Source organism: Bacteroides sp. B1-V-101 (assembly GCF_023656585.1).
GTDB lineage: Bacteria > Bacteroidota > Bacteroidia > Bacteroidales > Bacteroidaceae > Bacteroides > Bacteroides thetaiotaomicron.
This window is the reverse complement of the sequence record NZ_JAMOKH010000048.1, coordinates 15,610-30,051: the sequence shown is the minus strand read 5'-3', so window position 1 is coordinate 30,051 and position 14,442 is coordinate 15,610. Positions and strand designations below refer to the sequence as shown.

The window sequence follows — 14,442 nt, the reverse complement described above, 5'->3', positions numbered from 1 at the left end:
TATGACTCTAAATATTAGATACTTATTAGGAATAGCCGTCCTTTTTTCTTTCTCTGTGATCAGTGCACAGGTACGAACCTCGTATACCTTTGAGAAAGGATGGAAATTTACACGTGAAGATAATGCTGATTTTATTCAGCCCGACTATAATGATATCAAGTGGCAATCAGTGGTAGTACCCCATGACTGGGCTATTTATGGGCCTTTTGGTGTAGATAATGATAGGCAAATGACAGCCATTGCACAAGACGGACAAAAAGAAGCGATGGAACATGCCGGACGTACAGGTGGTCTTCCTTTCGTCGGAGTGGGCTGGTATCGGCTGAATTTTGATGCTCCCTCTTTTGCCAAAGGGAAAAAGGCTACATTGATCTTTGACGGAGCTATGAGCCATGCTCGTGTGTATGTCAACGGTCAGGAGGCGGGTTATTGGCCCTATGGGTACAATACCTTTTATCTGGATGTAACTCCCTATCTGAAAGAGGGGACAAAGAATACTTTAGCTGTTCGTCTGGAGAATGAGACAGAATCTTCCCGTTGGTATCCGGGAGCCGGACTTTACAGAAATGTACATCTGGTAGTAACGGAAGATGCTCATATTCCGACATGGGGTACACAGTTGACTACTCCGGTAGTGAAGGATGATTATGCGAAAGTGAATATAAAAACGACTTTGGTCGTACCTTCCGGAAAACAGTTTGATGCATACCGTATAGTGACTGAACTTAAAGATAAGGATGGAAAAGTAGTAACTACTGATGAGAAACAAGGTTCCCGTTTTGATGATAATATCTTCAGTCAGGAACTTGTTGTCAGTCGTCCGGCTTTATGGAGCCCGGAAACACCTGTTCTTTATCAGGCTGTTTCTAAAGTCTATGAAGGTAATACACTGAAGGATGAATATACAACATCTTTCGGTATTCGTACTATTGAAGTCATTCCCAATAAGGGCTTTTTCTTAAATGGAAAGAGAACTCCATTCAAAGGCGTATGCAATCATCATGACCTCGGTCCTTTGGGAGGTGCTGTGAATGATGCTGCTATCCGTCGTCAGATTCGTATTTTGAAAGATATGGGTTGTAATGCGATTCGTACTTCTCATAATATGCCTGCTCCTGAGTTAATCAGAGCTTGTGATGAGATGGGAATGATGGTGATGGCGGAATCGTTTGATGAATGGAAGGCTATGAAAGTTAAGAACGGCTATCGTCATGTCTTTGACGAATGGGCAGTAAAGGATCTGACGAACTTGCTACGTCATTATCGTAATAATCCGAGTGTGGTGATGTGGTGCATCGGAAATGAGGTTCCCGAACAATGGGATGGAAATAAAGGACCTAAGATGTCTTATTTTCTACAGGAACTTTGTCATCGTGAAGATCCGACACGTCCTGTCACACAGGGGATGGATGCGCCGGATGCTGTAGTCAATAATAATATGGCGGCAGTAATGGATATTGCGGGATTTAATTATAGACCACATAAATATCAGGAGAATTATAAAAAACTTCCTCAACAGATAGTCTTGGGTAGTGAGACTGCTTCTACGGTTAGTTCCCGTGGAGTATATAAATTCCCTGTTACCCGCCAATGGATGAAGAAATATGACGATCACCAGTCTTCCTCTTATGATGTGGAGTCTTGTTCATGGTCCAATCTGCCTGAAGATGATTTTATTCAACATGAGGACTTGCCTTATTGTATAGGAGAGTTTGTTTGGACAGGATTCGATTATCTGGGTGAACCGACTCCCTATTATACAGATTGGCCCAGTCATTCTTCACTGTTTGGAATTATCGATTTAGCAGGGCTGCCCAAAGACCGTTATTATCTCTATCGTAGTCACTGGAATAAAGAACAGGAAACACTTCACATTCTTCCTCACTGGAATTGGGAAGGACGAGAGGGAGAGATAACTCCTGTCTTTGTGTATACCAACTATCCTTCAGCCGAATTATTCATCAACGGAAAGAGCCAGGGGAAACGTACCAAAGACCTTTCCGTAACCATTGATAATAGTGCTGACTCTGTTTCCATCATGAACTTGAAACGTCAGAGCCGTTACCGCCTGATGTGGATGGATACAAAATATGAGCCAGGCACGGTGAAAGTCGTGGCTTATGATGCTGACGGGAAAGCTGTAGCTGAAAAAGAACTCCATACAGCCGGTAAACCGGATCATATTGAATTGGTAGCCGATCGTAATGTAATCAAAGCGGATGGAAAAGATCTTTCTTTTGTAACAGTGCGAGTGGTAGACAAAGACGGTAATCTGTGTCCGGATGCCTCACATGAAATCAGTTTCAAAGTGAAGGGGGAGGGTAGTTACCGTGCAGGAGCTAATGGTAATGCAGCTTCCTTGGAATCTTTCCAGCGTCCGAAGATGAAAGTCTTCAGTGGTATGATGACTGCTATTGTATCTTCGACAGAGCAACCGGGCAAAATAACCCTTGAAGCTACGGGCAAAGGCTTGAAAAAAGGAACCTTGATCATTGAAAGCCGTCAGGAAGCTAAGAAGTAAGAAATATCGTTGTAATATATGTAATTCCTCTAAGTGTTTCATTGCGACACACTTAGAGGGATTTTTGTTTAAGCAGACAGGAGTTTAACATCTTTGCAGGCAAAATAAAAGCTGTAAAAGTATGTTCTTTTATTAAATTGTATTACTTTTGCATCGTTTTAGTACTGTATCCGTTTCTCTATGAACCTTGGTTCTTATATGGAGATAAGATAAAAAGGCTAAATCCTTAAGAGATGCGCTACTGCTTCATAAATGGATTTCATTTGTGAAAGTCAGGGCGCTTTTGTCTTTTAAGTAAGTGATGAAATAAAAAACAAGGGGTAATGGGTGATAATGAATGATTTGGACAAAGAACGACAAACAGAGGGAAGGAAGGCATGGTATGCTGTACAAACCTTCTATTGTAAAGAAGAACATTTGGGGAAATATTTGGAAAAAAAAGGGGTAAATTATTTTATTCCGATGCGATATATCGAGCATGAGACGCTTGATGGTAAAAAGCATCGGAAACTGACTCCAGCTGTACACAATCTGCTGTTTATCGAGAAAGAATTTACGGAAAAAGAACTTTTAGAAAGGGTAAAAGATTGTACTATACCTTTTTTGCTTGTTCGTGACCGGAGTACACGGCGGTGTTATGAGATTCCAGACTGTGAGATGTTGGAATTCCGTGCCGTATGCGATCCTAATTATAAAGGAACTCTTTATGTCGATACAGTAACAGCAGAAGCCCGTCCCGGACAAGCAGTTCGGGTGATCCGTGGCCCGTTTGCCGGACTTGAAGGCAAACTCACGCAATACAAGAAGAGCTATTACGTAGTTGTTACGTTAGCTACTATCGGCGTCATGCTACATATTCCCAAGTGGTATTGCGAAAAAATCAACTAATCATAACATTACGATCATCTGCTCAACACCTTGTTGTCGGACACTTCATGTCTGACCTTTAGAACTATTTTTTTTTAATCTCGGAAGGTAATCTATTTTTTTAATAAAATATTCAATTTTTTGAGTGGAAGGATATATACCCTGCCACTCAAATCTTGAGTACTAATAACAAATCAATGAAAGGAATTGTTTTAGCCGGTGGTTCAGGTACTCGTTTGTATCCGATCACAAAAGGAGTGAGCAAACAACTGCTCCCTATCTTTGATAAGCCAATGATTTATTATCCTATTTCGGTATTGATGTTGGCTGGTATACGTGAGATTCTGATAATTTCTACTCCTTATGATCTTCCGGGCTTTAAACGTCTTTTAGGAGATGGCTCTGATTATGGTGTACGTTTTGAATATGCAGAGCAACCTTCTCCGGATGGATTGGCTCAAGCATTTATTATCGGAGAAGAATTTATCGGTAACGATTCTGTTTGTCTGGTACTAGGTGATAATATTTTCTATGGTCAGGGTTTCACCCGTATGCTGCAAGAAGCTGTGTATACTGCAGAAGAAGAGAATAAAGCTACTGTTTTTGGATACTGGGTTGCCGATCCTGAACGTTATGGTGTTGCTGAATTTGATAAAATGGGGAGTGTTCTGAGTATAGAAGAAAAACCTATTCAGCCAAAATCTAATTATGCAGTAGTCGGTCTTTATTTCTATCCTAATAAAGTGGTGGAAGTAGCTAAAAATATCACACCATCTTCGCGTGATGAATTAGAGATTACGACAGTGAATCAGCAATTCCTGAATGATCAGGAACTTAAAGTGCAGCTGCTAGGTCGTGGATTCGCTTGGCTGGATACAGGAACCCATGATTCTTTATCCGAAGCCAGTACTTTTATTGAAGTTATTGAGAAACGTCAAGGCTTGAAGGTAGCATGCTTGGAAGGTATTGCCTTACGTCATGGATGGATTACTGCTGATAAGATGCGTGAGCTGGCCAAGCCTATGCTGAAGAATCAGTATGGGCAATACTTGCTAAAGGTAATTGATGAGCTAACACAGAAATAAATTTAATACTTAATTTTCAAAAGAATCACAGTGGAAGTTATTAAAACAGCTATAGAAGGTGTGTTCATTATTGAACCTCGTTTGTTTAAGGATGATCGTGGCTATTTCTTCGAATCTTTCTCGCAACGGGAATTTAACGAGAAAGTTCGTAAAGTGAATTTTGTACAAGATAATGAGAGTAAGTCTAGTTATGGGGTGCTACGAGGTTTACATTTTCAGAAGCCTCCCTATGCACAAAGTAAATTAGTTCGTGTCATTAAAGGCGCCGTTTTGGATGTTGCGGTAGATATTCGCAAAGGCTCACCAACGTTTGGGAAGTATGTATCTGTAGAACTGACAGAAGATAATCATCGTCAATTTTTTATTCCTCGTGGTTTTGCTCATGGATTCAGTGTGCTGACGGATGAAGTTATTTTTCAATATAAATGTGATAATTTCTATGCTCCGCAAAGTGAAGGGTCTTTGGCATGGGATGATCCTGATTTGGGTATTGATTGGAGAGTTCCGGCAAATGAGATTGTATTGTCTGAGAAGGATAATCATCATGAATTATTGAAAGATGCTTCTTGGTTGTTTAACTATAATGAAAGTCTATATTAAATAATGAATATTCTAGTAACTGGAGCTAATGGTCAGCTTGGTAATGAAATGCGATGCATAGCAGCTACAAGTTTGAATAATTATATATTTACTGATGTTGCAGAGTTGGATATAACAGATTTAGATGCTATTCGTAATATGATACATTTGGATAATATAAAGGTAATTGTTAACTGTGCTGCTTATACGAATGTAGATAAAGCAGAAGATGATTATGATATGGCAGACTTATTGAATAATAAAGCTGTAGAGAATCTGGCTATTGCTGCAAAAGAAGTTAATGCTACTTTAATTCATATTTCGACTGATTATGTATTTCAAGGTGATAAGAATATGCCATGTGGAGAAGACTGTGAAACTAATCCTTTAGGTATTTATGGCAAAACAAAAAGAGCAGGAGAACAAAGCATCCAACGTGTAGGCTGTAATTATTTGATTTTTCGTACAGCTTGGCTGTATTCTCAATTTGGTAAGAATTTTGTTAAAACTATGCGACAGTTAACCGCTGATAAAGATAAATTGAGAGTTGTTTTTGATCAGATTGGTACACCTACATATGCAAAAGATTTGGCTGATATTATTTATAGAGTGATTGAGGGGGATCAATATCACAAACAAGGTATCTATCATTTCAGTAATGAGGGTGTTTGTTCATGGTATGATTTTGCTAAAGAAATCTGTGAATTGAGTGGAAACAGTTGTGATATTCAACCTTGTCATAGTGATGAATTTCCTAGTAAAGTAAAACGTCCTCATTTCTCAGTATTAGATAAAACAAAATTGAAGCTGGCTTTTGGTGTCGAGATTCCTTATTGGAAAGATTCTCTTGTGAAATGTATTAATGAACTTAAAGAAAATAATTAATCATGAAATTCTCAAGAAATATAATGATCACTGGTGGCGCTGGTTTCATTGGTAGTCATGTTGTCCGTCTGTTTGTGAATAAATATCCCAGCTATCGTATTATCAACTTAGATAAACTGACTTATGCTGGAAACTTGGCTAATCTGAAAGATATTGAAGATAAACCTAATTATGTTTTTGTAAAAGCTGATATCTGTGATTTTGAAAAAATGATAGAGTTGTTTAGTGAGTATAAGATAGATGGGGTTATTCACTTGGCAGCTGAAAGTCATGTAGATCGTAGTATTAATGATCCTTTTACTTTTGCTCGTACGAATGTAATGGGAACCCTTTCTCTGCTTCAAGCGGCTAAATTAACTTGGGAGTCTCTTTCTGAAGGTTATGAAGGCAAGCGTTTTTATCATATATCTACAGATGAAGTTTATGGTGCATTGGATTTAACGAATCCTAGTGGCAATAAGGACGGTAGGGGACCTTATGGTCATGATTTTTTTAAGGAAACCACGAGGTATAGTCCACACAGTCCGTATTCTGCTTCTAAAGCAAGTAGTGATCATTTTGTACGTGCTTTTCACGACACTTATAATATGCCTACAATTGTAACGAATTGTTCCAATAATTATGGCCCTTACCAATTTCCTGAAAAACTTATACCATTATTCATCAATAATATTCGCTGTCGTAAACCATTGCCCGTGTATGGCAAAGGAGAAAATGTTCGTGATTGGTTGTATGTAATCGACCATGTTCGGGGCATTGATCTTATTTTTCACAAAGGTAAAATAGCAGAGACATATAATATTGGTGGGTTCAATGAATGGAAGAACATAGATATTATTAAGGTTATTATTAAAACTGTTGATAGGTTACTAGGTTATTCCGAAGGTTATTCCTTAGATTTAATTACATATGTTTCTGATCGAAAGGGACACGATCTACGCTATGCAATTGACTCCGCTAAGCTGAAACAAGAGTTAGGCTGGGAGCCGAGTTTGCAGTTTGAAGAAGGTCTCGAAAGGACTGTGAGATGGTATTTAGATAATGAGGTATGGATGGACAATGTGACAAGTGGTGATTATCAGGAGTATTACGATTCCATATATAGGAATGAATGAATATTCTCTTTTATATAGAGCCTTTTTATTCCCATAATAATTAAAGTATTAATATGAAAAATAGCTTTTGATGTTGTAAACATCTAAAGTTGGAGTTGGATACGAAGTTCCGGATATTTACTGAATAATTGTTTTATATTTGATAACTACTAATTACAATAATAAGCGAATAGCTAAGAATACTTTTCTTCTCTATTTCCGTATGTTATTTACCATGATGGTATCATTGTATACTAGCCGTGTGGTACTAGCTACGTTGGGGGTTGAAGATTTTGGTATTTATAATGTGGTAGGGGGAGTAGTAACTATGTTTGCTATTATATCTACCTCATTGTCTTCTGCCATTAGTCGCTTTATAACTATTGAGTTGGGTAAAGGTGATCTACGAAGACTGAAGACGGTATTTTCTACAGCAGTAGTTATACAGTTTTTAATGGCTTTAGTGGTCGTTATACTTGCTGAGCTTATAGGAGTGTGGTTTCTTAATAATAAAATGAATATACCCGAAGTTCGTATGAATGCGGCAAATTGGGTGCTTCAGTTCTCAATTTTTACCTTTGGAGTCAATTTGATTTGTATTCCCTTTAATGCTTTAATTATTGCACACGAACGAATGTCTGCATTTGCTTATGTTAGTATTCTGGAGGTGTCACTTAAACTCTTAATTGTTTATTTATTAGTATTAATGTCAGTAGATAAATTGATTGTTTATGGGGCTTTGTTGTTGGTGGTAGCAATTGTTATAACCTTCGCTTATTTTATATATTGTAGGCGACATTTTAAGGAATGTAAATGTTTTTGTCGAATCGATAGATTCCTATTGAAAAGAATGTTGAGCTTTTCGGGTTGGAATTTTATAGGGGCATCTTCAGCAATCCTTAGAGACCAAGGCGTAAATATTGCTATAAATCTTTTTTGTGGTCCAACTGTCAATGCTGCAAGAGGGATGGCTGTACAGGTTAATTATGCAATTAATAGTTTCGCTCAAAACTTTATGACAGCATTAAATCCACAGATAACAAAATCATTTGCTGTAGGTGATAGTAAATACATGTTTACTTTGATTTTTCAGGGGGCAAGATTATCTTTTTATATGTTACTATTTTTGTCATTACCAGTACTCATGAGTACAGAATATATATTATCAATATGGTTAAAAAATGTTCCTGATTATACAATCATATTTGTCCGTTTAATCTTGATCTTTGCCATGTGTGAATCAATATCAAATCCTTTGATTACTGCGATGCTAGCAACAGGCAGTATTAGAAATTACCAAATAGTTGTAGGCGGTATGCAAATGATGAATTTTCCTATTTCATATATATTGTTAGAACGAGGTTATGCACCAGAAATTACTCTTTATGTGGCTATTGGTATATCATTATGTTGTTTGGCACTTCGTTTATTTATGCTTCGTAGTATGATACAATTGCCTGTTAAAAGCTATATGAAGAATGTTTTCTTTAATATATGTGCTGTGACGATATTTTCAGTTGCAATTCCCTATTTAATCTCATTACGATTACAATCATCATTTTATTCGTTCTTGATCTTATCTTTCTCATGTATCATATGCTCATTTATGGCTATCTTTTTTGTGGGTTGCAAAGCAAGTGAAAGAGTATTTGTCGTTGGTCAAGTGCGTAAGCTTATAAAAAATAACTTGTAATCATATCAAATAAGCTGTTGAGGATCATGATAAAAATAAAAAAATCAGAGGATTGTTGTGGATGTTCTGCATGCTTGTCAATCTGCAATCATAATGCGATAGTTTTTAAGGAAGATGTGGAAGGTTTTAAATATCCTATGATTGAGGAAGGTAAATGCATCAATTGTGGACTTTGTGAGATGGCTTGTCCTATTCTTTATAGAAAGGTGAAGGATATAAGGCCAACTCCAAAAGCATATTTTGCAGCTCGCCATAAAAATATTGTAACGTTACGGAACAGTTCTAGTGGTGGTGCTTTTACAGCTATTGCAGGATCTGTAATAGAATTGGGAGGGGTTGTTTGTGGTGTAGAATATGATAACGATGGAGTAGTGAGACATAGCTTTTCGGAAACGATGGAAGGTATAGGGAGTTTTATGGGGTCAAAATATGTCCAGAGTGAAATTCAAGGTGTTTACAATCAGATAAAGACTTATTTAAAAAGCGATCGCTGGGTTTTGTTTACAGGTTCTCCTTGTCAAGTAGAAGGGCTTAAGCTTTTTTTACGTAAACCATATGAGAATTTACTAACGGTTGATTTAGTTTGCCATGCTGTTCCTAGTCCACTTATATATAAGCAATATATAAATATGTGCTCGACGAAACTTGGCCAAAAGGTCATGTCTATCAACATGAGGTACAAACAAACTTATGGGTGGAGTCATCGCTTCTCTTATTGTTTTTATTTTGAAAACGGCCAGAAAGCTGTCGATCCTGTTTGGGTAGTTAATTGGGGAAAAATATTTTTTTCTCAAATGATAAATCGTCCTTCTTGTCACTCTTGTAAGTATTCTAACTTGGACCGTCCTGGAGATTTTACAATAGCTGATTTTTGGGACGACAAGAAGAATCGCCCGGATTTGTATTCATGTGAAGGTACTTCATTATTAATGGTGAATACTAATATGGGGTTAGGCTTGGTAAATAAACTTTACGATTCTATTGATTTGTGGAAGATAACGAAAGATGAAGCTATGCAGCCATGCTTAATTCGCCCTACATGTTCTAATCAAAGACGACAAGAGTTTTGGGAATTTTATCTTTTAAGAGGGTTTGATGCTGCATATAAGAAGTATTTTGGTGATAGCAAATATGTTATCACTAAAAAAATAGTGAAACAAATTGTTAAAAGAGTATTAAGAAAACTCCAATAATAGCCAAGCTATTTATGGGTGAACAAAAAATCAAATAAATGTCAGAATTACAAATATTGATATTTAACGCTGCTGTCTTTTCTATATTAGCAGTTTACCACTATTGGAAAAATAGGAAGTTAAATATCGCTTTCTATATATTGGCATATTATTCGATTTGTGCATGGGGAGCATTACTGTATCATGAGCACGAGTTGTTTCATTATATGCGGGGGAGGGAGACGTATTCAATTATACCATTTTTATATCTTATACCTGTTATTCTTCTTTTTGCATATCCTATTATCAGATATGATAATACTAGAATCACTCGAATTGAAACGTTAAATTCTAACTTCTTCATAAATTTGGTTTGGATACTTCTTTTTATTCAGATAGTGTTATATATTATTTTATTTCCTTCATTTTTAAAAGCAATACTTTCTTCAAATATTGGTGATTATCGTAATGATACATATGATGAATCTGAGATTGTACAATTTCCAAATTATTTTTTTAACATATTATGTCGTCTATATATGGGCGCACGCAATGTTGTTATTTTGATTGCCGCTTACGGTTTACTTGTCATAAAAACACATAGAAAACTTCTTAAGATATTTCTCGTCACTTCTTTATGTTTTCCTGTATATATGTTTACAGCATATGCAAGTAGAGCCGTAATGATAATGACATTTTTCTTTTTAGTTTTTATTTTTGTGTTTCTATCTGTTTTTATGAATGTAGGATTGAAAAAAAAGATTGTATCTTATTTAATCTTAATCTTAGTTCCTATTTCTTCAGCCTTTATTCTTATATCCAACTCTCGTTTTGGTAATCTTGCCACTTATATGTTTTATCGGTATTTAGGAGAGTCTTTTAATAATTATAATACACATTTTTTCTATGAGTTAAAAGGTAATACATGGGGAGAGGCATATTTTGTTTTTTTTCGTAAGCTTATGGGAATTTCCTCAAATTTTAAAACAACACGTGAAAAATGGGAGTGGCTTGATAATATTACAGGTGTTGACACCCATGTATTCTATACATTTGTAGGCGGTCTGAATATTGAGTTTGGTTTTGTTGGCACTATTGTTATTGGTTTGCTTTTATCGTTTTTTATGGTAAAGAAAATGCGACCTTACAATATACTGACACTGCCTAAGTTCATAGCTTTGGGAATGTTAGCCTACACACTGATCAATGGTGTTTTTTTCTTTGTTCTTCAAGGGGATTGGGGGAATCTTGAAATTTTGTTTACTCTTTTTTTCTGCTTTTTATTTAGTAAGTATCGGACAAGAAAATATATTAATAAATAATGAAGATCGGAATTCTAACATTTGCTAATGTCCCTAATTTTGGGGCTAATTTACAAGCACTATCTACGATAAGCTATCTACAGAATCACGGATATAATCCTATTTTGATTAAGTGGGAGCCAGAAGATTTTGAAGCTCGTTTCACAAGTATTAAAACTCAGAAGCAACCACAAGAGCATTTTCATTTTGTAGAGAAATATTTTCCGCAGACCAAAATATGTCGTAATGATGATGATATTTGTCAAGTGATAAAGGATGAAAAAATAGAAGGTATAATTATTGGCAGTGATGCAGTTCTTCAGTGTTCGTCTTTTTGGGGTAGATTGGATTTTCCAACCAAAACAGTTGTACGTGTTAATAAAGCTACATCTGAACGTGAGTATCCTAATGCTTTTTGGGGTACATTTTATGATAAACTTGGGTCTAAAATTCCAATGGTAATTATGTCTGCATCATCACAGAATGCGAAATATAGATTGATAGCGCGTTCGGTAAAGCATAAAATGAGTAATAATTTGTCTCACTTCGAATATATTTCGGTTCGAGATATATGGACTCGTGATATGATTACTTATATAACAAAAGGGGCAATAATACCAAATATAACTCCCGATCCAGTATTTGCCTTTAATTATAATTGTGCTAAATTCATTCCTTCAAAAGAAGATATTCTTTTAAAATATCATTTGCCTGAAAATTATGTTCTTGTAAGCATGAAATGTAGAATGCTTGATAATATGCTATGGATGGATAAATTAAAATCAGAAATGAAAAAGCTATATTTAGAATGTGTTGCTCTTCCTATGCCGACTGGTATTGAGTTTAAGCATAATTTTGATTTTTCTATTACTACTCCGCTACCTCCATTAGATTGGTATGCCTTGATAAAATATGCTAAAGGATATATTGGGGAAAATATGCATCCTATTGTTGTGGCTCTACATAATGCAGTACCATGTTTTTGTTTTGATACCTATGGTGTACTTAAATATGCACGTTGTGTATGTGTCGAAGAATCGAGTAAAATTTATGATATTATGTCACGTTTTTCTTTACTTGATAATCGTATCAATGCGTATTCTCGCTTTTGGAAATGTCCACCTGTTGATATTGTGATTAATCAAATATTACATTTTGATGTAATAGCATGTCAAAAAACAGCTTTGAATTATTATAATAACTATGAGCAAATGATGAGTTCTATTTTGGAAGTTTTTAAGTCTAAATAATGTTTTATGAGATATCTTATTACATTGCCATGGATGCCTTATCCTGCTACAGACGGAGGAAAGCAGGGGTCGTTTAATATGTTAATGGAGTTGCAGAATATGATAGATATAACTTTGATCTATCCTGTATTCTTTAAGAAACAAATGGCCTGTCAATATTTGTTGGAAAAACAATTACCAAAGGTTAAAGTTTACCCTTTTGAATATTATAAAAATAAAGATGGCATCAAGTCGCAATACTCATTATTTCGTCTGCACCGTATTATAACCCGGAAATTTTTGAAACAGCCATATTTGGCTACACCTATATATAAAGATGCTTATATTGATTTTGTAAATGAAATTATAAAAAAAGATCGGATTGATATTGTTCAAAATGAATATTTTGAACAGCTATATATGGTTTATGCTATTCCTAATACTGTAAAGAAGGTGTTCATTCAACATGAAATTCAATACATTGCTAAGGAACGTCTGTTTCAGCAGCGTGAATATCCTTCTAGCGTACGCTATTTAGCCACGATGCAACAGATACAGGAAATTAATGCGTTAAATGAATACGACCAAGTAATAACAATGACTGATATTGATAAGAATATCCTGATGTGTGATGGGGTAAGAGCACCTATTTCAGCTTCTCCTTCTTTTATTCCTTTACCTGATAATATAGCATATAAGGAATGTGAACGGAGTAGTATCTGTTTTATTGGTGGTTCTGGTCATAACCCAAACTTAAATGGAGTTACTTGGTTCTTAGATAATGTTTGGTCTTTGATACTCAAAGAAAATCCCAATTTTACTTTTAAAATTATAGGAAAATGGGATGAGAAAATTAAAACAGAATATCAGAAGAAGTATAGAAATTTGTTTTTTTGTGGCTTTGTAGATAACTTGGCTATGGTTATATCTGAATGTATTATGGTAATACCTATTTTAATAGGTAGCGGTATTCGTATGAAAATATTAGAATCGGTCAATTTCTATTCGCCTTTCGTTACTACCACAGTAGGTGTAGAAGGACTTGATTTTATAAATGGAAAAGAGTGTATCATAGCTGATGAGCCTCAAGCTTTTGCTACTGGTGTTTTAAAAATAGCAACAGATAAGGTTTTACAACATAATCTGACAAAAGCTGCTCATGAGAAACTAATGGAGATGTATTCACCGGAAGCTTCTGTACAGCGGCGCCTGAATATTTATAATGAAATGTTGAAACGATAATGAGATTATGAATTTATCGGTTGTTCTGTTTATACTAATAGTTGTATTTATTAAGTATTGGTTACTGCTATTTACTTCTCCTTTACTAATGGCTTATTGTTGGCTGCATCGTCGCAAAAACATGGCTAATCCTGAAGGTGAGGTGAGTGAAATTAGGGATTCTGGCATTACTTCTTCTTCTTGTTCTAAAAAATTGTTCAAACGAATAGATAAAAGAGGATTGATCAATATTGTGGATGGTTATTTTCGTTGGATGATCAAAATAATTTCGGATATTCCTTCACATCATATACGTGATTTCTTTTACAAGTATATTTTCTTGGTAAAAATGGAAAAGAATTCAGTATTATATTATGGAAGTGAAATTCGTGCACCATGGATGTTGATGATAGGAAAAGGCTCTGTCGTTGGAGATAATAGTATTCTGGATGCGAGGCGTGGAGGAATCTATATCGGTGAAAACGTTAATATTGCTTCTAATGTTTCTCTTTGGACAGGTGGTCATGATTATAATGATCCATACTTTCGATCTATGAAAACGAATCGTGGTCCTATTTATATAAAGAACCGTGTATGGATTGGCCCTAATGTAACAATTTTGCATAGTGTTACTATTGGGGAGGGAGCAGTGATAGCAGCTGGTGCCGTAGTTACTAAGGATATTCCGCCTTTTACTATATGTGGAGGAATACCAGCAAAAGTTTTGGCGCAACGTTCTATTGATTTGCGGTATACTTTGGGAGGGACATATCTTCATTTTCTATAAAGTTGATT

The 14,442-nt window shown here is 35.7% G+C and carries 12 protein-coding genes; all 12 read left to right on the top strand.

Features of this window, described 5'->3' with window-relative positions; translation table 11 throughout:
• Position 1: 1 nt before the first annotated feature.
• The 12 genes from galB to NBH01_RS23215 all read left to right on the top strand — a co-directional run bounded on the left by galB (position 2) and on the right by NBH01_RS23215 (position 14,434).
• Positions 2–2,521, top strand: coding sequence for a beta-galactosidase GalB (galB, locus tag NBH01_RS23270; RefSeq protein WP_070750957.1), 2,520 nt, complete (start codon positions 2–4; stop codon positions 2,519–2,521).
• Positions 2,522–2,854: 333 nt separating this feature from the next.
• Complete coding sequence (locus NBH01_RS23265; RefSeq protein WP_008766024.1) at positions 2,855–3,409, top strand: UpxY family transcription antiterminator; 555 nt, start codon at positions 2,855–2,857, stop codon at positions 3,407–3,409.
• Between the two features lie 176 nt (positions 3,410–3,585).
• The gene (gene rfbA / locus NBH01_RS23260) at positions 3,586–4,473 is read left to right on the top strand and encodes a glucose-1-phosphate thymidylyltransferase RfbA (RefSeq protein ID WP_070750959.1); all 888 of its coding nucleotides are present in this window, start codon (positions 3,586–3,588) and stop codon (positions 4,471–4,473) included.
• A 30-nt stretch (positions 4,474–4,503) separates the two neighbouring features.
• Entirely contained in the window at positions 4,504–5,073 is a 570-nt protein-coding gene (gene rfbC / locus NBH01_RS23255) for a dTDP-4-dehydrorhamnose 3,5-epimerase (protein WP_070750961.1), read from the top strand.
• A gap of 3 nt (positions 5,074–5,076) precedes the next feature.
• Positions 5,077–5,937, top strand: coding sequence for a dTDP-4-dehydrorhamnose reductase (gene rfbD, locus NBH01_RS23250; RefSeq protein ID WP_008766021.1), 861 nt, complete (start codon positions 5,077–5,079; stop codon positions 5,935–5,937).
• 2 nt (positions 5,938–5,939) lie between these two features.
• Positions 5,940–7,052 (top strand): dTDP-glucose 4,6-dehydratase, encoded by a 1,113-nt coding sequence (rfbB, locus tag NBH01_RS23245; protein WP_070750729.1) that lies wholly within the window; start codon positions 5,940–5,942, stop codon positions 7,050–7,052.
• A gap of 139 nt (positions 7,053–7,191) precedes the next feature.
• Positions 7,192–8,724, top strand: a complete 1,533-nt coding sequence (locus NBH01_RS23240; RefSeq protein WP_070750731.1) for an oligosaccharide flippase family protein — start codon at positions 7,192–7,194, stop codon at positions 8,722–8,724.
• Between the two features lie 26 nt (positions 8,725–8,750).
• Complete coding sequence (locus NBH01_RS23235; protein WP_070750749.1) at positions 8,751–9,917, top strand: Coenzyme F420 hydrogenase/dehydrogenase, beta subunit C-terminal domain; 1,167 nt, start codon at positions 8,751–8,753, stop codon at positions 9,915–9,917.
• Positions 9,918–9,955: 38 nt separating this feature from the next.
• Entirely contained in the window at positions 9,956–11,218 is a 1,263-nt protein-coding gene (locus NBH01_RS23230; RefSeq protein WP_070750733.1) for an O-antigen polymerase, read from the top strand.
• The gene (locus NBH01_RS23225) at positions 11,218–12,447 is read left to right on the top strand and encodes a polysaccharide pyruvyl transferase family protein (RefSeq protein ID WP_070750735.1); all 1,230 of its coding nucleotides are present in this window, start codon (positions 11,218–11,220) and stop codon (positions 12,445–12,447) included. Before NBH01_RS23230 ends, NBH01_RS23225 begins: the two co-directional genes overlap by 1 nt.
• A gap of 6 nt (positions 12,448–12,453) precedes the next feature.
• Positions 12,454–13,668: a glycosyltransferase family 4 protein gene (locus NBH01_RS23220; protein WP_250700331.1), complete on the top strand. Its 1,215-nt coding sequence runs from the start codon at positions 12,454–12,456 to the stop codon at positions 13,666–13,668.
• 7 nt (positions 13,669–13,675) lie between these two features.
• Positions 13,676–14,434, top strand: a complete 759-nt coding sequence (locus tag NBH01_RS23215) for an acyltransferase (protein WP_008766014.1) — start codon at positions 13,676–13,678, stop codon at positions 14,432–14,434.
• Positions 14,435–14,442: the final 8 nt, after the last annotated feature.

Coding starts and splice junctions, on each gene's coding strand:
- galB (WP_070750957.1), top strand. CDS start 2: ATGACTCTAAATATTAGATACTTATTAGGAATAGCCGTCCTTTTTTCT.
- NBH01_RS23265 (WP_008766024.1), top strand. CDS start 2,855: ATGAATGATTTGGACAAAGAACGACAAACAGAGGGAAGGAAGGCATGG.
- rfbA (WP_070750959.1), top strand. CDS start 3,586: ATGAAAGGAATTGTTTTAGCCGGTGGTTCAGGTACTCGTTTGTATCCG.
- rfbD (WP_008766021.1), top strand. CDS start 5,077: ATGAATATTCTAGTAACTGGAGCTAATGGTCAGCTTGGTAATGAAATG.
- rfbB (WP_070750729.1), top strand. CDS start 5,940: ATGAAATTCTCAAGAAATATAATGATCACTGGTGGCGCTGGTTTCATT.
- NBH01_RS23235 (WP_070750749.1), top strand. CDS start 8,751: ATGATAAAAATAAAAAAATCAGAGGATTGTTGTGGATGTTCTGCATGC.
- NBH01_RS23230 (WP_070750733.1), top strand. CDS start 9,956: ATGTCAGAATTACAAATATTGATATTTAACGCTGCTGTCTTTTCTATA.
- NBH01_RS23225 (WP_070750735.1), top strand. CDS start 11,218: ATGAAGATCGGAATTCTAACATTTGCTAATGTCCCTAATTTTGGGGCT.
- NBH01_RS23220 (WP_250700331.1), top strand. CDS start 12,454: ATGAGATATCTTATTACATTGCCATGGATGCCTTATCCTGCTACAGAC.
- NBH01_RS23215 (WP_008766014.1), top strand. CDS start 13,676: ATGAATTTATCGGTTGTTCTGTTTATACTAATAGTTGTATTTATTAAG.